This is a genomic window from Shewanella sp. Isolate11, assembly GCF_022398315.1.
Classification (GTDB): domain Bacteria; phylum Pseudomonadota; class Gammaproteobacteria; order Enterobacterales; family Shewanellaceae; genus Shewanella.
The window spans coordinates 726840-751001 of the sequence record NZ_JAKEVF010000001.1 but is presented as its reverse complement, the minus strand read 5'-3'; the positions used below and the strand labels follow the sequence as shown (position 1 = coordinate 751001).

Sequence of the window (24162 nt, the reverse complement as noted above, 5' to 3'; positions counted from 1 at the left end):
AGAAGCGGCTTAACGTTCTGCCTGAGCTTCATATTCAATGTCAGACTCAACCAGATCGGCCCCCTCACCACTCCATACACCTTGCTGCAGGCCTTTAATTTGTGGGAACGCATTCGCATCAAAGGTGGGCACTTTGCCCGCTTTAACCTGCTGCTGATAATCTTTAATTACGGCAAAAGCTATTTTAGACAACATTACTATCGCAGTAATATTAACTAGTGCCATCAATCCCATGGAAACATCGGCAAAGTTCCATACCAATTGCAAAGAAGCAACAGAGCCTGCCATCACCATAGCTAACACCAATGCTCTGAAGATATAAAGTACCATTTTGTTCTTGCTTAAAAACATTACATTATTTTCAGCATAGCTGTAGTTGGCAATGATAGAAGAGAAACAAAACAGCAAAATTGCAAAGGCAATGAAATAAGCCGACCAGCTTCCCATCTCATTACTGAGCGCCAATTGCAATAATCCAATACCTTCTTGGCCAGCAGGATTATCTAATACTCCTGTTAACACGATAATTGCCGCCGTGGCAGTACAAATGACGATAGTATCCACAAACACCCCTATCATCTGCACAAAGCCCTGTGACGCAGGGTGATTAGGGTTTGGTGAAGCCGAAGCTGCAATATTCGCTGCACTCCCCATACCTGCTTCGTTTGAAAATAAACCACGAGCCACGCCAGCCATCATAGCTCCCATCGCGCCACCAGCCGCTTCCTCCCAGCCAAATGCACTCTTAACTATGTAACCTATGGCAGCTGGAACCTGCTCTATATTCATCAGCAGCACCACTAAAGCAATGGCTAGATAAACCACTGCCATTACCGGCACAATTAACTCTGATGCCTTAGCAACCTTCCTCAAACCACCAGTAATGATATAAGCGGCAACGACAACAATAATAAGTCCTACAACCGTTTTATCGAAACCAAAAGCATTGTTTAATGCGTCGGTCATGGTATTAGCTTGGGCGGCGTTGAACGCAAAACCAAAGGCAATAATCAGCAGCACAGAGAACAAGATCCCCATCCAGCGTTTGCCTAAGCCTTTCTCCATATAATAAGCAGGGCCACCACGGAACTGACCTTCACTGTCACTCTCTTTATAAACTTGAGCTAAGGTAGACTCGATAAATGCAGTTGCCATGCCTAATAAGGCGATTAACCACATCCAAAATACGGCACCAGCGCCACCCACTGTGATGGCCACGGCAACCCCGGCCATGTTACCGGTACCCACACGAGCCGCCATAGAGGTACAGAATACTTGGAATGACGAGATCCCATTCGTCTTCTCCCTGCCCTGCAGTACCAATTTCACACCATGGCCAAACATTCTAAATTGAATAAAGCCAAGGCCTAGGGTAAAAAGCACACCAGCTGCGACCAGCACATAAATCAACACACTGCCCCACAGCATGCCATTTAATGCATTGATCGTTGCCTCAACTAAATTGATTACAGATTCAAACATAACGCTTACTCTCTCCCGAACGACTTAGCTGAACAACAGGTCCAACATCGTCATTCGTTGTGAATTTCCTTCCGCTTTTGATCGAAATATATCAGCAGCTTTATAGTTTACATTGATGATTTTCGATGACGATGCATCGCGCTTGCTAAACTTCGATGCAGCAAAATAACACATCCACAAAATGACGCCACGTGATATCGCTCCCAAATAGCCATTTGGATGACAGTGATAGCACATGAGTAAACATGAATAGACCACATCCTTAACTTAAATAACATCTTGATCACAGATCTGAACGAATCTTTTTTACTAATTTAAACGGTTTTAAAAAGTAAGATACGGGACACATTTTTGTAAAAAAATTACAAATATAGTGCTTAGCAACAAATTTGATTAATTCTTCGCTTACGTTTAAAGAGGTTCTTTATGTCACAACAAGAGATAAAAGCACTTAAGAAATTTGTTAGAGCGACTAACTTTTTAGCCACCTCCCAAATCTACTTAAAACAGAATGTGTTACACAAACGGCCATTAGCGCATGGAGACATAAAACCCAGGTTGCTCGGCCACTGGGGAACCTGTCCCGGCATCAACTTCGTCTACGCTAACGTTAATCGCTTAATCAAGAAAAACAATCGTTCCTTCCTCTACTTAGTTGGCCCTGGCCACGGATTTCCAGCAGTACAAGCTAACCTCTTCATGGAAGGCTCTCTCAGCCACTTCTATCCTGACACCATCCCTTATAATGAAACTGGCATCGAAGATATCTGTAAGAAGTTTTCAGCCGCTTATGGTTATCCTTCACATGCAAACCCAGAAGCCCCAGGACAAATCCTTGAAGGTGGCGAGCTAGGTTATTCATTAGCCGTAGCTTGGGGCGCGGTGCTCGATAATCCAGATCTTATCGCTACTGTATTAATTGGTGATGGTGAATCAGAAACCGGACCACTTGCAGCCTCTTGGTATGCTAACCGTTTAGTCTCTCCGGCAAACAATGGCGCAGTGTTGCCTATCGTGCATATCAATGGCTATAAAATTTCTGGCCCAACCCGTATGGGACGCATGAGCCATGAAGAGTTGGAGATGGAGTTTAAAGGCTTAGGCTACTTCCCTATTATCGTCGACAGTGATTTAGAAGAAGATGTCTATATCCAGATGACCAAAGCCATGGATACCAGCTATGAGATGATTAACGCTATCCAGACCAAAGCCCGCAATGGCGAAGATGTGGTAAAACCTCGCTGGCCAGTGATCCTCATGCGTACCGCTAAAGGCTGGACCGGTGTCACCGAAGATAACGGTAAAAAACTGGAAGGCAACTGCGAATCCCATCAAGTTATCGTCAACAAGTGTGCGACGAATAAAGAACACCTCGATGCTTTAGATACTTGGTTAGCCAGCTACCGATTCCACGAGCTCTATAGCATTAATGAAAATAACCAAATTATTTTCGATGAAGATATCCAGTCGCTTCTTCCCCCTAAAGAACTCACATGTGGTCGCCAACACCTCAGTTACGGTGGCGAGGTCGTGCGGGCTTTAACCACTCCAGATCTGACTAGTCTGGCTTATGGCGCAGAAACGCCTAGAGGACAACGTGGTTACTCCATGCTTAAAATGGGTCAATGGATGCGTGATGCCTTTAAGCTCAACCGAGATCAACGCAATCTACGTATTTTCAGCCCAGATGAAACCTATTCAAATCAGCTTCAAGCGGTATTTGAAGAAACCGATCGCGCGTGGCAATGGCCGATTGAAAGTTGGGATGAAGATATGTCACGCGATGGTCGCGTGCTAGAACTCCTGTCTGAGAACTTATTATTCGGCATGTTACACGGCTATACCGTAACCGGTCGTCACGGTATGTTCCCTACCTATGAGTCATTTTCACAAGTGGTATCCTCTATGGCTGACCAATACTGTAAATATGTATACGCCAGCCAAGGGGTGCATTTCCGCAAGCCAGTTCCTGCGTGTAACGTCGTGCTTTCGTCACTATTAGAACGCCAAGACCATAACGGCTATTCGCACCAGAATCCGTCTTTCTTGGGCGCAATGCTAGAGAAACACCCAGAGATCATCTCTGCTTATTTACCAGCTGATGCTAACTGTACCCTAGTGTATACCGAACGCGCCTTTGCCGACCGCGATAAACTCAATATCATCGCTGCAGGTAAAAAAGAGCTACCACAATGGTTAACCTTAGATGAAGCCCGTCAACAGGCGAAAGATGGCGTCATGGTATGGGATTTTGCCTCAGATGAAAATCCAGATGTGGTGCTTGCAGGTTGTGGCGACTACGTCACTCAAGAATGTTTAGCATCACTGGTATTACTGCGCGAACTGCTGCCTCGGGTCAGAGTGCGATTTGTTAGTGTTACCGAGTTAACTAGCAGTGGCTTAGGTAGCCGTAAGTTCCAAAGCAAACCATGGAAAATGGATGAAATCTTTACCGAAGATAAAGGCGTAGTATTTAACTACCATGGTTACCCGAATACCATTAAGAAGCTGGTGTTCGATTATAAAGGTAGCCATAGATTCCGTATCAAAGGCTATGAAGAGGAAGGCTCGACTACAACACCATTCGATATGGGCGTACGTAATGGGACTTCACGTTACCACCTAGTTATCGATATGGCCTACAAGCTATTCCAACAAGGTGTTATCGATGAAACCCAACATGTGGGGATCACCACAGATATGTTACAACGCTTAGTCGATCACCGTAATTACATCAAAGCCAATGGTATCGATCCTAGTAATATTGAAGATTGGGTTTGGACTCGATAAAGCCATTATTTCAATAAATCCATAATAAAAAGGTGTTCTCATTGAGGGCACCTTTTTTACGTTATCAGCATGTAACAACAAAAAAGTTACTAAATATAATGGAAATATTAATATTAACGCCTGATAATATTAAGGCTGACGATAAAATCAAAGGATCCTCCCATAAAGAGTCAGCCTGTTATTAAAGTCTTAAAACAGTCATGGGGGAAATAAAACAAAGGATTTGAATTATGATGAACAATACATTGAAAGCTGTTCTGCTAACGTCAATGCTTCCCTTTGCAGCTAATGCAGCACAAGAACTCACACCATGGTATGTCGGTGGTGGATTAGGCATTAATAACTACGAGCCTAACTGCGACGAGAAAACCATGAAACAATGTGGCGAGGATGAACCCTATGCATGGGATGTCCTCGGCGGATACCTCTTTAATGACTATTTTGGTATCGAGCTCGGTTATCGCGATCTCGGTCGCGCAGAATGGACAGATTACTCCAACAAGCTTAACGATGCAGGCGCTAAAGGTATCACCTTAGGCCTTGTCGCCTTCTGGCCACTATTTGACAAATTTAGCCTTTCGGCTGAAGCCGGGGCAATGAACTATCTGCTATCAAATAAAAAACAGTGGGGAAGCGAATACTATAGCGACAGTGGCATCGCGCCTTTCGTCGGTGTAGGACTGGGCTACAACATCACTGAAAACCTCAAGCTATCCGCTAAATATCGTCGTTATGAAAATCTCGATGAGAATGAATGGAACACGCTTGAGATGGAAAGTAACTATTACGGCCTAGAGCTAACTTGGCGATTTGGTCGTTATAAATCAGATCCGGCACCAGCTCCAGTTGCCGCAGTAGAAACAGATGCCGACAACGATGGTGTAGCAGATACTCAAGACCAATGTCCTGACACACCTAGCACACATAAAGTCGATGCCATGGGTTGTACGGTTTATGAATATGTCGATGGTAAACGTGATATCAACCTCGGTCATATCAATTTTGAGAATAACTCAGATACCATCACCGATGAACACCATGAAGATTTAGAGAAATTGGCAAAATACATGAATGAAAACGATAAAGTTGTTGTTCATCTTGCAGGCCATGCGTCTAACGTTGGTAACCCTGATTACAACATGAAGCTATCTGAACGACGCGCTCAAGCGGTAGCTAAATTAATGGTCAATCAATACGGCATTAGTGCAGATCGTGTGTCAGCCAAAGGTTATGGTATTACCCAGCCAGTAATGGAAGGTAATACACCTGAAGCACATAGAGCTAACCGCCGTATCGAAGCTCATATCACAGGTCCAATGAAACAAGCTGTTCTTAAATAAACTCGATTCAGAATCACCACTCTAAAAATCGCTGCATTGGCAGCGATTTTTTTTCTATCAACACAATATATGGTCACAATATAGGTATACTTGAACCACATAATCATTAAATCAGAGCAATTAAGTCTGTCAGCAACAAAGTTGCTTTACTGACATTTAGCCACTTTTCTGTAACTTTTTTTCAATCATGGTTGGAAAAATTGCCAAAATCGCGTCTAATAGTGTTAGTAAACAACATAACTTAAGCTGCTTCTTAAGAAAGGATGTAATTTTCATGGCTAATACACTCGAACAATTCAAGTCTTTAACTACCATCGTTGCCGATACCGGTGATATCGAAGCAATCAAACGCTATCACCCAGAAGATGCCACAACTAACCCATCACTTATCTTAAAAGCAGCTCAGATCCCTGAATATCAACATTTGATCGACAATGCGATTGAGTGGGCTAAAAGCCAGAGCGACAATCTTGCTCAACAAATTGAAGATGCTGGCGACAAATTAGCTGTTAACATCGGTGTTGAAATCTTAAAAATTGTACCAGGCCGTATCTCAACCGAAGTCGATGCTAGACTCTCTTTCGATAAAGCAGGTTCTATTGAAAAAGCCCATAAGCTTATTAAGCTCTATCAAGAAGCGGGGATCGATAAATCACGTATTTTGATCAAACTTGCTTCTACATGGGAAGGTATTTGTGCGGCAAAACAATTAGAGCAAGAAGGGATTAACTGTAACCTTACGTTGCTATTTACCTTCGCTCAAGCAAGAGCCTGTGCCGAAGCAGGTGTCTTCCTTATCTCTCCATTTGTAGGTCGTATTCTTGACTGGTACAAGAAAGACACAGGCATCGATTATGCCTCTCACGAAGATCCTGGTGTGGTTTCAGTGACCAACATCTACAACTATTACAAACGTCATGGTTTTAAGACTGTCGTAATGGGTGCAAGCTTCCGTAACACTGGTGAAATCATGGAACTCGCCGGTTGTGACCGTTTAACCATAGGTCCTGCACTGCTGGAAGAAATGGCAAATTCAACTACACCAGTTGTGCAAAAACTGCAGCCAGCGACTGAAGTGGTCGCTCCTGAAGCACCAATGAACGAAGCCGAATTCCGTTGGGAATTTAACCAAGATGCAATGGCAGTTGAGAAACTGGCCGAAGGTATCCGTAATTTTGCGGTAGACCAAGGCAAGCTGGAGCAGATGCTAACGACACAATTACAGGGTTAATCTCGGAGGAAGAATAACAATGCTTACTCAAAACCCGACTTGGTCTAAGCTAGCTGCACATTGTGCCCAACTTCCTCATATGCGTGCGTTGTTTGAAGCGGATGCAGAGCGCTTCGATAAGATGTCGCTCTCAGCTTGTGGTCTATTTCTCGATTACTCGAAAAACAGAGCCGATAGCGAGACCTTGGAATTACTTTTCTCACTGGCCAAAGAGCGTAATTTAACGGCTAAGATCAAAGCGATGTTTAATGGCGAGATCATCAACAATACCGAGAAGCGTGCGGTACTGCATACAGCCCTTCGTGCTCATGCAAATCAAAGCATCTTAGTCGATGGCCAAGATATCGTTCCTGAAGTCAAACAGACTCAGGCTAAGATGGCTCAATTTGTTGAGGCCGTAACCTCGGGTCAATGGAAAGGTTATACAGGTAAAACCATTACCGATATCGTTGCGATTGGTATCGGCGGTTCTTTCCTTGGTCCTAAGATTGTGACTCAGGCCCTTCGTCCTTATTGGAACAAATCACTTAACTGTCATTTTGTTGCCAACGTTGACGCTACATCTTTATGCGAAAAATTGCGCCTAGTCGATCCTGAAACCACCTTGTTTGTGATGTCATCAAAATCTTTTGGCACTCAAGAAACCTTGACCAATACGCTTAGCGCTAAAGCTTGGTTTTTAGAGAATGGCGGCAGCCAAAACGATGTTGCTAAACATTTTGTGGCTGTAACCTCAAATGTTGCCAAAGCAACAGAGTTCGGTATGGATGCTGACAACATCTTTCCTATGTGGGATTGGGTTGGTGGACGTTACTCACTATGGTCGGCAATCGGGCTACCAATCGCTTTGCTGATTGGCATGGATAACTTCTATGCGCTGCTTGATGGTGCTAAAGAGATGGATGAGCATTTCTTAAGCGCACCACTTGAAAGCAATATGCCGACAATCATGGGGCTATTCTCGTTACTGTACAGTAACTTCTATGATGCACAATCTCATGTGGTATTGACTTATGATCATTACCTGCGAGGCCTGCCAGCTTACTTCCAGCAACTTGATATGGAAAGTAACGGCAAATCTGTCACCTTAGATGGCTCAGATGTACAGCACAATACAGGCCCAGTGATCTGGGGTGGTGAAGGCACGAATGGTCAACACGCATACCACCAACTTATCCACCAAGGAACAGCGCTAATTCCAGCAGATTTTATTTTACCGCTGCAGAGCCATAGTCCGTTAGGTGAACACCATGTTCAGTTGGCATCCAACTGCTTTGGTCAAACCCAAGCTATGATGCAAGGCCGTACTTTCGATGAAGCGCTAGCTGAACTTGAAGGCAGTAAGCTAGATGAGACAGACAAAGCCCTTATCGCTAAGCATAAAGTCATGCAAGGAAATAAGCCGAGTAACACCATCTTAATGGATAAACTCACACCGTCGAGTTTAGGTGCCCTTATTGCACTATATGAGCACAGAACCTTCGTTCAAGGTGCCATGTGGGATATCAACTCTTTCGATCAATGGGGTGTTGAACTAGGTAAAACCTTAGGCAATGATGTTCTGGATAGATTACAGGCCGATGTTGATGCAACCGAACTCGACTCCTCGAGCAACGCGTTAATCAATATGTTTAGAGCCTCGCATATCTAAATTGACCTCCTAGTAAAAAAGCCAGTTTTCACTGGCTTTTTTGTTTTTTACAGCCAGATCCACCCTATTTACTTTTTTACCCATGGGCGTTGTTTTGTAAAGCGGACCACAACTTCATAATTGATTCACGCCAAATTAACAAAAATGAAACATTCTTCTTGCACCATAAAATGAAAGTGTGATATTTAATTGTTGAGAAAAAATACAACAATAGGAGGTTGCCATGAATCGACTAGATTATGGTAGTGCGCTAGAAGATACTGTCGTTGAAAGACCCAATACTCGTTCGCGAAGCTCCAACAAAAAGCGAAAATGGCGAGAAATTGAGGCGATACAAGAAAAACAACGTTTACTCAAAGAACTTCAAGATATTGATTGTAATTTTGACGGTGATTTCGATAGTCTCCTTATGTAGATAACAACAAATCCCAAAAAAATAGCGCCTAAGGCGCTATTTTTATTTAGTTATACTGAGCGAATGCTACTAGTCCTCGGCTTTAGCGATGTATTCTCTTAACTCTTCAAACACCACATTGTCGTCATCACTAAATAAAGGGTCCTGAATCAGCTTCTCTTGGCATTGAGCCGCAATAGTCTGCCAATCTTCATCACTCAAGCCTTTTTCCCATTTAGGAAACACATGGGCTTCCTCATAAATCATATGCGCCTTTTGCTCCAACACATATTGCTTTAGGGTCTCACTTAATTGCTCGGTTTGTACCGGAACATCACTCAATATCAGGTTTAATGTAGCCATCAATTCTGAAGAGCTTTCGGTTAATAGTGCATGTTCATCAGCCAGCTTTTTTTCTATCGCTTGCTTTGGATGCGCTGCGACGTAAAAATCATTAATCAAATCTTCCAAAGGATGATGACTATGCTCAGCGTAACTTTGCATGTACTCAACGACGTCTCTGATCAAATTAAAATTGACGACGTTACCGCTCTCTAATTTTTCCTGTTTGCTACCTAACAGTTTCAATAATATCGCGATATGTTTATGATCGTTATGAAGCCTTGCTAACATCGACACCTCCATATTTCTAGACGTCTCTAGTTACTATAGTCAATAGTTGGGTATTTACTCACACTAATATGTAACCGATGTCAGTGACGTGACTCAGATCAATAAACTAAATTTAAAATAGCGACTTAGTCGATAACTCGGCACTATTTCACACAAAAAATTATCACGCTATAAGCCTATATGAGATTGAGTTCACAAAGTAAACACGATAGAGTCCCCAGCAATAAATCCCCATCAGCATCCAGCTTAAAGCCACACAAATAAACGGGATCTAAGGAACACAATGCTGCAAGATCATCTAATCGGCGCTCATGTAAGTGCTTCGGGCGGCATAGCTAATGCGCCGCTCAATGCCCAAAAAATTGGTGCTAATGCCTTTGCCTTATTCACCAAAAACCAGCGCCGCTGGCAAGCCGCCCCACTTTGCCCTAAGCAGATAAACGCTTTTAAACAGCATTGTAATGACGCCAACATCGCCGCTAACGCCATATTGCCCCACGACAGCTACTTGATAAATTTAGGCCACCCAGATGAGAGTCAATTAGCCCGTTCAAGAGAAGCCTTTCTCGACGAGATGCAGCGCTGTGAACAGATAGGCTTAAGCCTGCTTAACTTTCACCCTGGAAGTCACCTGAAGCAGATCCCCATAGATGAATGCCTAAGCCGGATCAGTGAGTCGATAAATTTAGCCCTCGATAAAACTCAGGGGGTGAGTGCTATCATCGAAAATACCGCCGGTCAGGGCTCCAACCTCGGCCATAGTTTCGAGCAACTGGCACAAATCATCGATAAAGTTGAAGACAAAACTCGAGTTGGCGTGTGTATTGATACCTGCCATATGTTCGCCGCAGGTTATGACTTAACCAGCCATGATGCCTGTGAAGCCAGCTTTAATGAGTTTGATAACGTCGTCGGCTATCAATATCTCAAAGCTATGCACCTTAACGACAGCAAAACCCCACTAAATAGTCGGGTTGATAGGCATCACTCTCTTGGCGCTGGCTATATTGGCAAAGCGGCTTTTAGCTTTATTATGCAGTTGCCAGCAAGCCGAGGGATCCCGCTGATATTAGAAACCATTGAGCCCGAAATATGGCCACATGAGATCAACTGGCTACGCAGTCAGGCGAAATAAATCCAGTAATAATTTGAATAGCAATAAAAAGCCAAGAAACACTGTTCTTGGCTTTATTTATTGAGGCTAGGAAAGGCAGGTTCCTAATATAACCTGAACTCGCGATAACGAGTGTCGGAAAACCTAACTTTAACAAGCTAATTCAATTAGCTATAAAGGATTAGTTCGAAAAGAAAGTCTATTTCCTGACTGAATGCGCAGATTTTTGAGCATATCAAGGCGCTCTGTCATACACCATAGTAAGCTATGGTTAGGCAGGGCAACGCAGAGAGGCACGCAAAGATGCCTATTCAGCGGCTCTGCCTATCCAGAGCTCAGGTTAATATAAGAAAACTTATCCCAAGGTCGCCAGCAAATGGGCTTTTAAAGCACTAAAGCTAGGTTGCATCGCCACAGATAAAATGGGTTTATCTGCTACCGCTTGTAGTTCTGCAGGCAAAGGTAATTCAATGCCTAACACAGATTCAACCACATCTTTAAATTTCGCCGGATGCGCCGTACCAAGGAAAATCCCCTGCTCGTCATGATTCATAGTCAAAGATAAAGCTTCTGCGGCAATGGCTGCATGAGGCTCTGAAAGGTAACCACCTTGCTGCAGCTGCTTTAATGCCTTGTCGGTATCAGCCTCTGACAGCGCCACACCTGTAATGGCATTGAGCTCCCAGCCCATTGCCTCAACTATGGCTTCCACTCTTGGCCAATTACTGGGCTCGGCCACATCCATCGCATTGGACATGGTTGCCACGGTTTTATGAGGCTGCCATTGTCCATCGGTTAAATAACGTGGCACGGTATCATTACTATTGGTGGCCGCCACAAAGCGTTTTATCGGCAAGCCCATCGCTTTAGCAAATAACCCTGCAGTTAAATTACCGAAGTTACCACTTGGAACCGCTATCACAGGGTCGCCTTTATGCTCACGCTTAAATTGAGCCACTGCCTCGAAGTAATAACAAATTTGCGCCAGTAAGCGACTGATATTGATTGAATTGGCTGAGTTAAGATGAAGGCCATCACGAACATCAGCATCTTCAAACGCGGCCTTAACCAAATCCTGACAAGCATCGAAATCAGACTCTACGGCGACCGTATGAATGTTTTCCCCGAGTGTGGTAAACATTTTTTCCTGCAACAGACTGATTTTGCCTTGTGGATACATCACCACCACTTGGATTTTATCTAAGCCATAAAACGCATCGGCAACGGCAGCGCCAGTATCGCCCGATGTTGCGGTAAGAATAGTGATCTTATCTTCAGTCGCCAAGCTGTTAAGACACTGCGCCATAAAGCGTGCACCAAAATCTTTAAAAGCTAAGGTCGGTCCGTGAAACAGCTCTAAGCAGTATCGTTTATCGTCGGCCTTCACTAATGGCAGATCGAAATTAAATGCTTTTTCAACCAAGCTATCAACCATTTCTTGGCCTAACTCCTGAGCAAGCCAAGCTCCTAGAACATGTTTCGAACGCTCAACAAACGGCATGGCTAGCAAGGCTTCAACATCATCCAACACAGGGATCACTGTTGGGAAAAATAAGCCTCTATCACGGCCTAAACCTAGCTTGACCGCCTCGGTAAAACTCACTTTTTGGTCAGGATGCTTTAAATTATATAATTCCATTTTTACGCCTTAATTTATTTTATTCACAGTCCACTCGACGAGTGCCTTGAGTATCAATCTGACAGATATGAGAAAAACCGATGCCCGCTTCAACATAATTTTTGTCTAGCCATGCCTGCGCTGCCTCTGCGGTTGCTAACGAATCGGTAACCGAAAATAGCGTTGGACCGCTGCCGGAAATACCAGTGGTTAACATGCCAAGTTCTGCTAACCCACTTCGCGCCTGCTCATACCCTGGGATCTCGCTGGCTCTGTAAGGCTCGGCGAGAACATCTTTTAATACAGCAATCGCTAATTCACTGTCTTGCTTGTAACTAGCGTGGACAAATGCACTTAGATAACGACCAAAATCAATAGCAACAGATTTATCATAAACATCGGGTAACAAGGCGCGCATCTTGGCAGTCGATAATGAAATGCCTGGATAAGCTACAACCCAATACCAAGAGGTGAATACTGGTAAGCCTTCACATACCGAAACCGGCGTATCGAGCATCAACTGCATTCCCCCTAAATAACAGGGAGCCACGTTGTCATAATGTACTGAGCCACTGATCTTGCCTTCAAATTCGCCCATTAACCTTAGCAAGGCTTGCTCATCATAAGGACGATCAAAGTGTTCATTAAGCGCATATAAGGCAGCCACCACAGAAGAGGCACTTGAACCCAGCCCACTCCCCACTGGCAGGTTTTTCTCTAGCGTCATCGCAACACCATCATCACGACCAAGTTCTGCTAAGAAAAATTGTGCACATTGATAGACAATATTTTGTTGTGGATCTGTCGGCAGTTTATTGGCCCAAGCTCCTGCCAGCGACAAATGGATCCCCGATGGGGCAGCTTCGATACTGACACGGTCCCCCAGCAAACTACCATCAATTGGAGCTAATGCCGCACCGAGCAGGTCAAAACCGACACCCACATTCCCCATTGATGCAGGAGCGTATACGGTCATGCTCATAAACCTACCTCACGAGTCCAGTTTAGGGTTCTAAGTAAATCGGCAAAGGCACCTGCCGCAGTGACATCAGTCCCCGCACCATAACCACGCAATACAAACGGAATGGGTTGATAATAACGGCTATAGAAGGCCAACGCATTTTCGCCGCCTTTAACACTATAGAGCGGATCGCTGGCATCCACTTCAGCAATTCTGACTCGGCAACCTTGCTCGTCAATCTGTCCTACATAACGCAATACCTTACCATTTGCTTTGGCATTAGCGATCTGATTGGCAATTTCTGCATCTAATTGTGGCAAGTTATTCATAAAAGATTCTACATCACCAGAGGCATCGAAATGTGCAGGCAGTACCGACTCGACTTTGATGTCGCTAAGCTCAATCTCCATTCCAACTTCACGGGCAAGAATTAACACCTTACGCGCCACATCCATACCGCTCAAATCATCTCGAGGATCGGGCTCAGTAAAACACTTTTCACGGGCAATTTTTGTGGCTTCCGAAAGTGTCATCCCTTCATCTAACATGCCAAAGATATAAGAAAGAGATCCCGATAAAATACCATTAAACCTCTGCAATTTATCACCGGCAAACAACAGCTTTTTAAGGTTATCTATCACAGGCAATCCCGCACCAACTGTCGTTTCATAGAGGAACTGACGGCGTTGAGTCAAAGCCGTTTGACGCAATGCTCGATAATAATCCAGATCACGAGTGTTGGCCTTCTTATTTGGTGTCACGACATGTAAACCCGCGTTCATCACATCTAAATATTTGTCAGATACTCGTTCGCTCGAGGTGCAATCCACCAGCACAGGATTCAGCAATTGCTGATCTTTAGCCCAAGCCAACATCTTATCGAGATCTAAGGCTTGTGGTGAATCGCTAAAACGACCCTGCCACTGATTAAGATCGACTCCTTGAGCATCGAGCAACATACGTTGTGAATTGGCAATACCGCAGACTCGAATGGTAATATGCTGCGCTTTGAGCATCTCAGATTGCTGCTTAATCTGCTCTAACAAGCCGGCACCGACATTGCCACAACCGACCAAGAACACATCTAAATAATGCTGCACATCAAAGAAACTTTGATGACATGCGGCGATCGCATGCTTAGTCTTACGCAACTCGATAACCGCAGAGATAGAACGCTCTGACGAGCCTTGCGCAATCGCAACAATATTTACGTTCGCTTGTGCTAAAGCTTGGAAAAATTTGCCCGCGACCCCTTTGTGGGTACGCATACCATCACCTATTAAGGATACGATAGCGAGGCTATGACGCATCTCTATCTCTTCGAGAATATCGCTCTTAAGTTCAAGCTCAAATTCCAACTCTAATGCCGCACGCACTTTATCGGCATCTTGCGTCGCCACACAGAAACTGATGCTGTATTCAGAAGAGCTCTGGGTGATCAAGGACACCGAAACGCCTGAGCGAGAGATGGCTCCTAAGATACGACTGGCCATACCAACCATGCCTTTCATCCCAGGACCTGCAATATCAAACATGGTTTGGTCATCGAGATTAGAAATCGCTTTGACATTCAACCCGGTTTCATCGGCTTGATTTGAGACTAAGGTACCAGGAGCATCTGGGTTAAAACTGTTACGGATATAGCAAGGAATATGATACTGAGCGATAGGCGATATTGTCTTAGGGTGCAATACTTTAGCGCCAAAATAAGACAGTTCCATCGCTTCCTGATAACTCAATTGAGTCAGCAGCTTGGCATCGGTTACGACTCGAGGGTCGGTATTATAAACGCCATCGACATCGGTCCAGATCTCACAGCAGCTGGCATCGATACAAGCCGACAAGACCGCTGCCGAATAATCAGAACCGTTACGCCCAAGGGTCACGATACGGCCATGCTTATCACCAGCGGTAAAACCGGGCATTACCCAAATCCGTTGAGAATCGAGGGCTAATGCAGCGAAATTTTGTTTACTGGCGTGAATATCAACCACAGACTCAAGCACTTCACCTGAGGCAATAAAAAGCGCCTGAGGCACTAATTGCTTAGCGGATAATTGTCTGCTCAGCATTAACTGTTCCATCAAGGCTGCCGACATTTTCTCACCGCCGACCACGATTTCAGCCCGTACATAATCGGGACACTCTCCCAATAACACGATGCCTTGCAACTTGTCCTGCCACAGTGAAAGCTGCGCCTCTAAGACTTGCTGCAACAGTTGTCGTTGTTGCTCGTTTAAATAGGCGCTGACGGCATGGCTGAATAGCTCATTAAACACTTGCTTCACATGCGCCAGTACCGCAGAAAACGACTCACCAGCAACCGCTAAGTCGACCATCTCAAGTAAGCTATTGGTCACCGTGGCCGGAGCCGACAATACCACTGCTACTTGTTCTTGCTCAGCACTTTGAACAACGATATCGGCGGCGCTGCTAAAACGCTGCCAATTGGCAAGCGAGGTACCACCAAACTTCATCACTTTCATCATAATCTCCTTGTACCGCGCACCCTTAGAAACAAAAAACCCGCTCCTTGTTGGGGAGCGGGCTTGATTAATACATATTAAATTTAGTGTATATTCAGCCTGCCCCCACGCTAATAATCGTGGTGGTTGTAATAATGGTGGTCATTACAAAGTTGAGGCCAAACATAATAATTCGTTATTCGTCATCTATCTGATTCAATGGATAACAGAATTGCTTTTTTTGTAGCCAAATGTCAAGCCCCTATTTTCTCTTTTGATCAAAATATTCCATTGGTTCCAGATAGCCTACCAAACAACTATAAAACAACTTAATAGCCTTACTGAATTGCCCCTCTAAGCATATACATATAACAACCGCTTACGTTAACGTAAGCACAAAAACCAACAAACTACTTTTATTACAATCGATTAGTAATGAAGTATTTAGTAAAAAAACACAAAGCTAACAAAATAAGTGCTTGAACAAACTTACATATTCAACTCACTAAAACCACATTATTTAGCTAAATATTTTCATCATACCGCTCAGCATATTTTCTTATAAATTATGAAATTAAATTCAGTATTTACCTTAAGAAGCGGATTCAAACCACACAAGGTCATTTTGTTAGCAATTTAGCAAACAATGATTTTTACAAATATTTCCTTCAAGAAGCTGAGCTAGGTCATCGCCAAGCTCTTAAAAGCAAGCTAAAATGCCGCCACATTCTGAATTGGAGGCGATATGACAATCACCCAACATAAAGCGGTTAGCATCCATTACCGTTTAGAAAACCAGCAAGGTGAATTAATTGAGAGTTCATTTGAAGGTGAACCGATGATCTATCTTCACGGTGCTGAAAACATGATCCCAGGTCTTGAAGCAGCCTTAGAAGGTAAATCTGCTGGCGACAAGTTAGAGGTTACTGTCGAAGCAGAACAAGCTTATGGCGCTTATCATGATGGGCTTCGCCAAGATGTTCCACTTTCAGCATTTGGTGATATCGAAGATATCGTACCAGGTATGCGCTTTATCGCTGAAACAGAAATGGGGCAACGTCCAGTTCAAGTCACCGAAGTAAAAGATGATGTTGTGGTTGTAGACGGTAATCACCCGCTAGCAGGCCAGAGCCTGAACTTTACTGTAGAAGTATTGACTGTACGCGACGCAACTGAAGAAGAGATCGCTCATGGTCATATCCATGCCGGTGGTAGTTGCGGTGGTCACGAGCATCATCACGAAGGTGGCTGTTGTGGCGGCGAAGGTCATAGCCATAACCATGAAGGTGGATGTTGCAGCCATGATAGTGACAAAGAAGCGAAAGAAGGTTGTGATGGTAACGGTGGATGTGGCTGTCGCCACTAATCACTAACCAAACACTCTAGGCTAAATTAAAGCTGACAATCTTATATTAAGTTGTCAGCTTTTTGATTGACTAAATCAAGCCGCCTGGCCTCACTGTTTACTATAACGTTATTCAATATAGAACGTTAACTACAAAAAATTTTAACGACAAAAGAACGTTAACTACAAATTTTTCTACACCGTGGTACGACAAAGAGGTAATCGCCTCATTCTAAAATGAGATTTTTGATTTTCTCACGCTGTTGAGTGGACATATGTTTTAAATAATTAGAGCAACGGGTGATCGTTGCAATACTAATTTCAAACTCAGCAGCAATCTGCCTCTGGCTCATATCTGCTTGCAATAATGCTTGAAACACTTTCAAACGCCCTGCAATCGCACTGCGCTCCTCTTCTGTCAGTAAAAGTTCAAATAGATCGATTAACGCTGCATGATCTTGATGCGCTACTACCTTCTCTAAAACTAAATCCCAATTTGCTCGCACTTGTGCCTCTTAGTAATTACTTACCATTACAGTTAGTGTACCAACAAACCTTAAGCTAATGCTATAACAGCCTTTTCCTCTAACCAGTTAGAGGAATCTGTCTCTATCAGAAACAATACACATTTTGCAACATTGTCTGACAAAACTTTTCCGAAAAATCATTAGTATCTGATGGTTAATTATGATTAGAATATTTGTGCCAGATCACACAACAACTAAATTCGTGAGAATAAGCCAGATGAAGAATAAGATTAAGCTAAGCCTACTAGCCCTAACCGGTAGCGCCCTACTCACTGCTGCAGTACAGGCAAACAACTTTAAAGACAGTGATGATGCAATTCACTACCGCCAAGCCGCATACGGCCTAATTGCACATAACTTTGGCGATATGGCCGACATGTTAAAAGGTAAAAAGCCTTTTGATGCAAAAGTATTCGCTCAACGTGCTCAAAACGTGTCTGCACTTAGCTTGATCCCTGCTGAAGGCTTTATTGAAGGTTCTGATAAAGGTGATACCGAAGCACTAGCAAAAATCTGGACAGATAAAGCTGATTTCGATAGCAAGATGGCGACTTTTCAAGACAACGCAGCGAAACTGGCTGTAGTTGCTCAATCAGATGACCAAGATGCGATTAAAGCGGCATTTATGAATACTGGCAAAAGCTGCAAAGGTTGCCATGACGTTTATAAAGCTGACTAAGTTTTTATAAAGATTTAAATTTTTATAAAGCGAGTGAAAAGCAAAAAGGTTAGCGGCACGATACGTACCGCTAACCTTCTATTCAATATCTCACCGACCAATTACAGCATGGCTGTTAATGGTAAAATCAGATAGTTAGCCACTACACCAGCCAAAAGACATATCAACACAAAAGCCAACAGATTCGATCTGAAATTCAGTTGTTGCTGAATATCATCAGCAACATATTTATGGCCGGTGATCATGGCCCCGACCAATTTGTCACCTTTAATACCATGTATGATCACCGCTAAGATATGCATAGTGGCTAAGGCAATAATCAGGTCGAAATTCAATTTATGTAGCGAAGTTAACGTGCTACTGACACTGTCGCTAACATAACTATACAAAGGGCCTTCGGTGAACACATCGTCGGTGGCAAATAATCCACTGATAAACTGAAATAGCATCACAACAATTAAAGTAATGACCATATAACCTCCGAGAGGATTATGGCCAATAGTCGATTTTTTACGTTGCTTTAGATATTGCAGCACTTCTTTGGGTGATTTGATGAAGTGAGTAAAGCGTGCCGTATCACTCCCGATAACCCCCCACACTAAGCGGAACAAAATCAATACGATTAAACTATAGGCAAAAATTTGATGCCATAGCATCTCCCCTTCCTCAGCACTCCACCACAACAGGCCTAACAAGCACACCATGCTCCAATGAAAAAGACGGGTCGGCAGATCCCACACTTTTATTTTCTTACTCGTTACATCCAAACTTTCGGTGGGCATCAGTCTCTCTCAAACAACAGTAGAAGATAATAATGATGATGATATTTGAAGCACTACGACGAGGCAAATAGATTTATCACTGCAGAGTTATCTAATCAAATATGAGCCGAAATTTATCTGAACACAAGCCAAATTCGAGCTTTAATATGCAAAAATGTCTAAGGGGTCAAATAAACACCAAACAGACAACTTAGCCATAAATAACATGATACAGATCACAAATTATCGGGTATAAATTGGTAATCTGAAGTCAAGAAAGCAAAAGAAGGTTAGATATATGACAAAGATTACCAGCAAAGATTTCGACGTCACCGCCCCTATCCGCGAACGTATTGAGAGCCGCTTGGAGAAACTTAGCAGACACGATATTCAGTTAATCAACCCACATGTCATTATCACCCAGGAGAAGCAAGGGTTTAAGATTGAAGCTTCAGTAGGTATTCCAAGTAACACGCTTTTCGCACAAGCAACAGACAACGATTTATATGCTGCGATTAATGCTTTAGGACAGAAATTAGAGAAACAACTCAATCGCTTAAACAACAAGGCTGAAGGTTCTCGAAGAACGGCACCAGCATATCAAGAACAAGCGATTAACGATGACATCGATGACGACTTCGAAGAGGAATACGTCGCATAACGAGTTCAACCTAGATGATGCAAAACGGTCCTTACTCATCACAAGGAAAATCGCTAATAAATTAGCTCATATCATCTAGCAGCAAGAAAACACCGATATCAATATCGTTTTAAAGGGGGAGGCAGCAATATCATCCTATTCAGGCTAAATAAGCCGAAGGAATTTAGCTTACAAGCTAGCGATGTTGCCACCCCTTGTTATACTTAATTCAGACGCCATTTTTATCGGTAACCCTATTAACTCAGCGTTGGAGAACAAACTTAATCTCAATTTGCAGTTACGTTAAAACCGTCACGACTGACATCGCCTTTCGAGTTTATACAATCAAAGGAATAAGCTAACGAGCTAAACAAGCAGTCGTCCCTCAGTGAAAGAGGTTATCGCATAAATAGATGTCCCGATAACCAAGAGTAAAATGAATTCAACGAGGAGAAAACCACACTTGCATAATGAAACATTAAGACGCTAAAGGCGGCAAAATACCCAGTAAAGATGCACCACAAAATACACTGGAACCTCGCTAACGTAATAGCAACGCCGCCTCATTAACAATGGGAATATCGAGTGATACCAACACACTCCGCCATTCCAATATTGATAGGAGAGCATGTCGAGTTTGAACATCATATATAGCAGCAACTAAGCGCATCGTTTAAGATGCGCTTTTTCATGGTGCTACAAAATAAATCCACCTACTGCCAAGTTTTGATTGACACTCAACAGCCTGCGTTCTACTTTGAAGCCTATGAAAATTCAAAGCACCGCTTTTTTTACTTTCTTTTTTATTCCACCCTTCTAGGGAGGCGGAATTTCGGTGTAAAAACGAAAGTAAAAATTCCAAAGCCTCCCATTAGGGGGGCTTTTTCATTTTGAGCAATTAGATATTAAGTTCAGTAACAGAGGACAACATGAGCAAACCACATCCCCTAAATCAAACTCGGGAAGCGATCACCGCACTGGATAATGAACTCCTCGCCCTGTTGGCTAAAAGACGCGATCTCAGTTTAGATGTTGCACGCAGTAAAGAGGTCGATATTCGCCCTATCCGAGATACTCAACGAGAAAAAGAGTTACTGGCAAGATTAGTCAAACAAGGGCGCGAACAAGGCTTAGATGCGCATTACGTTTTATCACTCTACCAAAGCATCATCGAAGACTCAGTCCTCAATCAGCAAGCCTATCTACAAAATCGTGCTAATCCCGATCTGCAAAAACAACAATACAATATCGCTTACCTAGGTGCTCGAGGCTCGTACTCTTATCTCGCCGCCAGCCGTTACTGCGACAGACGCAATGTAGTGATGCAAGATCTTGGCTGCAAGAGTTTTGATGAGATAGTGCAATCGGTAGAGTCAGGCCACGCGGATTATGGATTTTTACCCATAGAAAACACCTCTTCGGGCTCAATCAACGAAGTCTATGATGTATTGCAACATACCAGTCTCGCCATTGTGGGCGAAACTACCATCGAAGTAGGCCACTGTTTACTTGGCAAAGCTGGCGCACAACTTAAGCAGATAAAAACCGTTTATGCCCATCCGCAACCCATTAGCCAATGTAGCCGCTTCCTAAGCCAACATCCTCAGCTCAAGCTCGAATACTGTTCTAGCAGCGCCGAGGCAATGGAAAGAGTGCTCGAAAGTGATGATATCGGTGTGGCAGCGATTGGTAGCGCCGAGGGCGGAGCCCTTTATCAGCTTGAAGCAATTGAGAAAGAACTGGCCAACCAAAAAATCAATCAAAGCCGCTTCATTGTTGTCGCACGTAAAGCGATTGCGGTGCCAGAACAATTACCCGCAAAATGTACGCTCATTATGGCGACAGGCCAAAAACCTGGTGCCTTAGTTGAAGCACTATTGGTTCTGAAAGCACATAACCTCAACATGAGTAAGCTGGAGTCACGTCCAATCCCAGGAACGCCGTGGGAAGAGATGTTTTATCTCGACTTGGATGCTAACCTCTCCAGCGAAGCGATGCAAAAGGCATTAAAAGAACTGGAGCGTATTACTCGCTTCATAAAGGTGCTCGGCTGCTATCCCTGTGAAACAGTCAGCCCAACCCAACTAAGCCACAGTCAATTAATGATTGAGCCCAACACCAGCCGTGTGGTTGCACAAGCTGAAGATAATAAAGCCCCACTACAGCGAGTCAGCTTAAGTCAAAAGTCTCAACCTACTCAGGTGAGTTATGCACATTTAAGTATCGGTGATACCCAGTTTGGTGCGCTGGCACAACTACAATTAAGCACAGATACCGCCAGCTATAGCCAGTTGGCTAAACAAATCAAAGAGTCAGGTTTCCAAGCGGTAGTCGTTTGTGGTTTAAATGATGTGCCAGATGCCGAAGCATTATTGCAAGAAATGAAGCGAGCCTTACATCAATTCGATTTGGCTTGTGTGGTGAATATCGAACATGAGGCCGAGTTGAAACTGGCCACAGAACAAGGCGATTTATTGTTTGTCAGCGGAAAACAGATGCACAATGCCTCGTTATTACAGCAAGTTGGCTCACTACATATGCCGGTAATTTTAGAGCGAAATACCATGGCCAGTGTCGATGAACTACTCGATGCTGCAGAGAGCATTCTCGCCCAAGGTAATCAGCAGCTGATCTTGTGTGAATCAGGGATTCGAACCTTTAATGAAACACTTAAACCCACTTTAGATTTAGCGGCTATTGTGACCATAAAATCTCTCAGTCACCTGCCCATTATCGTTAATACCAGCTACGCCTGCACCATAAATAACGTGCAGGCTCAGGCGGTTGCCGCTAAACATTTACATGCCGACGGAGTGATCTTGTCATTAATGGATGAGTCTGTTGAACTTAATGCGCAGCTTGCAATAAGCGGCCAGAGTTTAAGTGAGATCTATAGAGATTAATCTTACCCAATAAAAAGAGGACTTAAGTCCTCTTTTTTATTTAAACACTTTGCTATTCAACAAGTAATGTTTCTGCCTTTTAGATACAGTGGCCATCAATCAGTGCCATCCAACCTTTTAATGTACGATGACAAAACCAAGTTAATGACACCACGGCCAACACCATACCTAACCAAAAGGTCGGCACGCTATAGGCCAGCACTAACACCGATAACAAGGTAAATATCGACCAGCGCTGCCAGCGAATATGAGAATAAAGTAGCTGGCTCATCTTATTATGCTTTTGAGCACAATTAATCACTAAGGCAAAAATGGGCGGCAACAAAAACAGCGGAAACGCCAACATCATTCCATATAGCAGATGCCCTAAACTATGATCGTCAATTACAACATTTTGAGAAGGTAAAGGTGTCATAAACGTTCCAGCGTGCCAAAGTTAGCATGGCTTAATTGCCAAGCATGCATAATTATAAACATACTGTGCGATAACCGATTGCGCAAATAGCTCGGGTTAATATCACTATTTTAACCATTAAGACTCAGGGTCACATCGGATATTAACTTGCTGGAACAAGCCAGGACATACCCCTGCTCTATCTCCTCAGCGGTTAAGGTCATTTGACTCGTCGACTCCACCTTCCCTGCCGTAACCTTACATTTGCAGGCACCACAAACACCTGAGCGGCATGCGGCAATAATCGGTAACTTAAGCTGTTCAATGCCCTCTAATAGCGGCTGTTCCGAGCTAAGCGCCACATTAGTTTCTCCAACGGTTAACATAAAGGACTGTGTCGCCACATCTGTATTTCTATCGATAATGGCCTGTTTCGTCGTAGGTTCGCCAAAACTCTCCTGATGAAAGCGGTTCATATCGAAACCAGCTTGCTGTAATAAGTGATTAACGGCCTGCATATAAGGCGCAGGACCACAAACAAAAATCGTGCGGGTTAAAAAATCGGGCACAAACTGCTGTAACTTCGCCAAAGAGATTCGTCCATTGGCAAAATTGCTCTCCTGAAGTAAATCTTTACTTTCAATAAGATAATTAAGTTCAAAGCCTGAATGTCGCTGCGCCATAGTGGCTAATTGATGTTTAAATATCAAATCATCTAAGGACTTTGCACTATGAAGAAAAGCAATATCACTCCCCATTTCGGTATCGAGCAGCCAGCGAGACATAGAAAACATCGGAGTGATACCACTACCGGCGCTCAAAAACAGGTATTTATCTGCTTCGATATCGACCAAGTTAAAGGCTCCCTCAGGCCCCAAAACTTTCACACTCTGACCGACTGCCAAATGATCGATCAAGTAGTTAGATACCTTACCTCCCTCAATTCGCTTAATAGTCACTGTGATGGAAAATGGCCGCGATGGAGAAGAGGAGATGGTATAGCTTCGCGCCACAGATTCATCATCAATATGCAATAGAAATGTGATGAATTGCCCCGGTTTAAAATTAAACTTGACTGGCTTTTCCGCCTGAAAACGAAAACTGGTCACATCGTGAGTTTCCTGCCAGCGCTCGACACAGATCAAACGACATTCGCCACGCTGCCACTCCGAGGCTTGCAGCCATTGATTATTCATAAATAGCATTCTCCAAACGACAACACCTGCTGAAAATA

Annotated in this window: 19 protein-coding genes and 1 other annotated feature; of the genes, 10 read left to right on the top strand and 9 right to left on the bottom strand. The window is 43.6% G+C overall.

Annotation, left to right across the window (positions count from 1 at the left end; all coding sequences use genetic code 11):
• Positions 1-9: 9 nt before the first annotated feature.
• Positions 10-1482 (bottom strand): alanine/glycine:cation symporter family protein, encoded by a 1473-nt coding sequence (locus tag L1D21_RS03270; RefSeq protein WP_239843792.1) that lies wholly within the window; start codon positions 1480-1482, stop codon positions 10-12.
• A gap of 426 nt (positions 1483-1908) precedes the next feature.
• Here L1D21_RS03270 and L1D21_RS03265 point away from each other — a divergent pair, with 426 nt between their 5' ends.
• From L1D21_RS03265 to L1D21_RS03245, 5 genes are all read left to right on the top strand, one after another.
• Positions 1909-4272 (top strand): phosphoketolase family protein, encoded by a 2364-nt coding sequence (locus L1D21_RS03265; RefSeq protein WP_239843791.1) that lies wholly within the window; start codon positions 1909-1911, stop codon positions 4270-4272.
• A gap of 230 nt (positions 4273-4502) precedes the next feature.
• A complete protein-coding gene (locus tag L1D21_RS03260) occupies positions 4503-5612 on the top strand; it encodes an OmpA family protein (RefSeq protein WP_239843790.1) in 1110 nt (369 codons plus the stop codon).
• 274 nt (positions 5613-5886) lie between these two features.
• Positions 5887-6843 (top strand): transaldolase, encoded by a 957-nt coding sequence (gene tal / locus L1D21_RS03255; RefSeq protein WP_239843789.1) that lies wholly within the window; start codon positions 5887-5889, stop codon positions 6841-6843.
• A gap of 13 nt (positions 6844-6856) precedes the next feature.
• Positions 6857-8494: a glucose-6-phosphate isomerase gene (gene pgi, locus L1D21_RS03250; protein ID WP_239844179.1), complete on the top strand. Its 1638-nt coding sequence runs from the start codon at positions 6857-6859 to the stop codon at positions 8492-8494.
• A gap of 223 nt (positions 8495-8717) precedes the next feature.
• Entirely contained in the window at positions 8718-8909 is a 192-nt protein-coding gene (locus L1D21_RS03245) for a DUF3545 family protein (protein ID WP_239843788.1), read from the top strand.
• A 69-nt stretch (positions 8910-8978) separates the two neighbouring features.
• On the opposite strand, the gene L1D21_RS03240 is transcribed toward L1D21_RS03245, so the two are convergent.
• Positions 8979-9521 (bottom strand): hemerythrin, encoded by a 543-nt coding sequence (locus L1D21_RS03240; RefSeq protein WP_239843787.1) that lies wholly within the window; start codon positions 9519-9521, stop codon positions 8979-8981.
• A 283-nt stretch (positions 9522-9804) separates the two neighbouring features.
• Between L1D21_RS03240 and nfo the strand changes: the two genes are divergently transcribed.
• Positions 9805-10656, top strand: a complete 852-nt coding sequence (gene nfo, locus L1D21_RS03235; RefSeq protein WP_239843786.1) for a deoxyribonuclease IV — start codon at positions 9805-9807, stop codon at positions 10654-10656.
• 334 nt (positions 10657-10990) lie between these two features.
• Here nfo and thrC read toward each other — a convergent pair whose 3' ends face one another.
• The 3 genes from thrC to thrA are packed head-to-tail and all read right to left on the bottom strand — an operon-like array spanning position 10991 to position 15700.
• Positions 10991-12274: a threonine synthase gene (gene thrC / locus L1D21_RS03230; RefSeq protein WP_239843785.1), complete on the bottom strand. Its 1284-nt coding sequence runs from the start codon at positions 12272-12274 to the stop codon at positions 10991-10993.
• 19 nt (positions 12275-12293) lie between these two features.
• Positions 12294-13235, bottom strand: a complete 942-nt coding sequence (gene thrB, locus L1D21_RS03225) for a homoserine kinase (RefSeq protein ID WP_239843784.1) — start codon at positions 13233-13235, stop codon at positions 12294-12296.
• Positions 13232-15700: a bifunctional aspartate kinase/homoserine dehydrogenase I gene (gene thrA / locus L1D21_RS03220; protein WP_239843783.1), complete on the bottom strand. Its 2469-nt coding sequence runs from the start codon at positions 15698-15700 to the stop codon at positions 13232-13234. Before thrA ends, thrB begins: the two co-directional genes overlap by 4 nt.
• A gap of 724 nt (positions 15701-16424) precedes the next feature.
• Here thrA and slyD point away from each other — a divergent pair.
• Positions 16425-17045, top strand: coding sequence for a peptidylprolyl isomerase (slyD, locus tag L1D21_RS03215; protein WP_239843782.1), 621 nt, complete (start codon positions 16425-16427; stop codon positions 17043-17045).
• Between the two features lie 206 nt (positions 17046-17251).
• Here the strand turns inward: slyD and trpR are convergent, their stop codons facing one another.
• Positions 17252-17530 (bottom strand): trp operon repressor, encoded by a 279-nt coding sequence (gene trpR, locus L1D21_RS03210; protein WP_239843781.1) that lies wholly within the window; start codon positions 17528-17530, stop codon positions 17252-17254.
• Positions 17531-17768: 238 nt separating this feature from the next.
• On the opposite strand from trpR, the gene L1D21_RS03205 reads away from it, so the two are divergent.
• The gene (locus tag L1D21_RS03205) at positions 17769-18230 is read left to right on the top strand and encodes a cytochrome c (RefSeq protein ID WP_239843780.1); all 462 of its coding nucleotides are present in this window, start codon (positions 17769-17771) and stop codon (positions 18228-18230) included.
• Positions 18231-18331: 101 nt separating this feature from the next.
• Here the strand turns inward: L1D21_RS03205 and L1D21_RS03200 are convergent, their stop codons facing one another.
• Positions 18332-19012, bottom strand: coding sequence for a cytochrome b/b6 domain-containing protein (locus L1D21_RS03200; protein ID WP_239843779.1), 681 nt, complete (start codon positions 19010-19012; stop codon positions 18332-18334).
• Between the two features lie 277 nt (positions 19013-19289).
• On the opposite strand from L1D21_RS03200, the gene raiA reads away from it, so the two are divergent.
• Positions 19290-19652 carry a ribosome-associated translation inhibitor RaiA gene (gene raiA / locus L1D21_RS03195; RefSeq protein ID WP_239843778.1) on the top strand — a complete coding sequence of 121 codons (363 nt, stop codon included), beginning with the start codon at positions 19290-19292 and terminating at the stop codon, positions 19650-19652.
• A gap of 750 nt (positions 19653-20402) precedes the next feature.
• Positions 20403-20521, top strand: a sequence feature (Phe leader region).
• A 39-nt stretch (positions 20522-20560) separates the two neighbouring features.
• Complete coding sequence (locus tag L1D21_RS03190) at positions 20561-22534, top strand: chorismate mutase (protein ID WP_239843777.1); 1974 nt, start codon at positions 20561-20563, stop codon at positions 22532-22534.
• Positions 22535-22613: 79 nt separating this feature from the next.
• On the opposite strand, the gene L1D21_RS03185 is transcribed toward L1D21_RS03190, so the two are convergent.
• The gene (locus L1D21_RS03185; protein WP_239843776.1) at positions 22614-22949 is read right to left on the bottom strand and encodes a hypothetical protein; all 336 of its coding nucleotides are present in this window, start codon (positions 22947-22949) and stop codon (positions 22614-22616) included.
• 110 nt (positions 22950-23059) lie between these two features.
• Positions 23060-24124, bottom strand: coding sequence for a hybrid-cluster NAD(P)-dependent oxidoreductase (locus L1D21_RS03180; RefSeq protein ID WP_239843775.1), 1065 nt, complete (start codon positions 24122-24124; stop codon positions 23060-23062).
• Between the last annotated feature and the right edge of the window lie 38 nt (positions 24125-24162).

Excerpts from the sequence above, each read along its gene's own strand:
- L1D21_RS03270 (WP_239843792.1), bottom strand. The coding sequence starts at position 1,482 with ATGTTTGAATCTGTAATCAATTTAGTTGAGGCAACGATCAATGCATTA.
- L1D21_RS03265 (WP_239843791.1), top strand. The coding sequence starts at position 1,909 with ATGTCACAACAAGAGATAAAAGCACTTAAGAAATTTGTTAGAGCGACT.
- L1D21_RS03260 (WP_239843790.1), top strand. The coding sequence starts at position 4,503 with ATGATGAACAATACATTGAAAGCTGTTCTGCTAACGTCAATGCTTCCC.
- tal (WP_239843789.1), top strand. The coding sequence starts at position 5,887 with ATGGCTAATACACTCGAACAATTCAAGTCTTTAACTACCATCGTTGCC.
- L1D21_RS03245 (WP_239843788.1), top strand. The coding sequence starts at position 8,718 with ATGAATCGACTAGATTATGGTAGTGCGCTAGAAGATACTGTCGTTGAA.
- L1D21_RS03240 (WP_239843787.1), bottom strand. The coding sequence starts at position 9,521 with ATGTTAGCAAGGCTTCATAACGATCATAAACATATCGCGATATTATTG.
- nfo (WP_239843786.1), top strand. The coding sequence starts at position 9,805 with ATGCTGCAAGATCATCTAATCGGCGCTCATGTAAGTGCTTCGGGCGGC.
- thrC (WP_239843785.1), bottom strand. The coding sequence starts at position 12,274 with ATGGAATTATATAATTTAAAGCATCCTGACCAAAAAGTGAGTTTTACC.
- thrB (WP_239843784.1), bottom strand. The coding sequence starts at position 13,235 with ATGAGCATGACCGTATACGCTCCTGCATCAATGGGGAATGTGGGTGTC.
- thrA (WP_239843783.1), bottom strand. The coding sequence starts at position 15,700 with ATGAAAGTGATGAAGTTTGGTGGTACCTCGCTTGCCAATTGGCAGCGT.
- slyD (WP_239843782.1), top strand. The coding sequence starts at position 16,425 with ATGACAATCACCCAACATAAAGCGGTTAGCATCCATTACCGTTTAGAA.
- L1D21_RS03205 (WP_239843780.1), top strand. The coding sequence starts at position 17,769 with ATGAAGAATAAGATTAAGCTAAGCCTACTAGCCCTAACCGGTAGCGCC.
- L1D21_RS03200 (WP_239843779.1), bottom strand. The coding sequence starts at position 19,012 with ATGCCCACCGAAAGTTTGGATGTAACGAGTAAGAAAATAAAAGTGTGG.
- raiA (WP_239843778.1), top strand. The coding sequence starts at position 19,290 with ATGACAAAGATTACCAGCAAAGATTTCGACGTCACCGCCCCTATCCGC.
- L1D21_RS03190 (WP_239843777.1), top strand. The coding sequence starts at position 20,561 with ATGAGCAAACCACATCCCCTAAATCAAACTCGGGAAGCGATCACCGCA.
- L1D21_RS03185 (WP_239843776.1), bottom strand. The coding sequence starts at position 22,949 with ATGACACCTTTACCTTCTCAAAATGTTGTAATTGACGATCATAGTTTA.
- L1D21_RS03180 (WP_239843775.1), bottom strand. The coding sequence starts at position 24,124 with ATGAATAATCAATGGCTGCAAGCCTCGGAGTGGCAGCGTGGCGAATGT.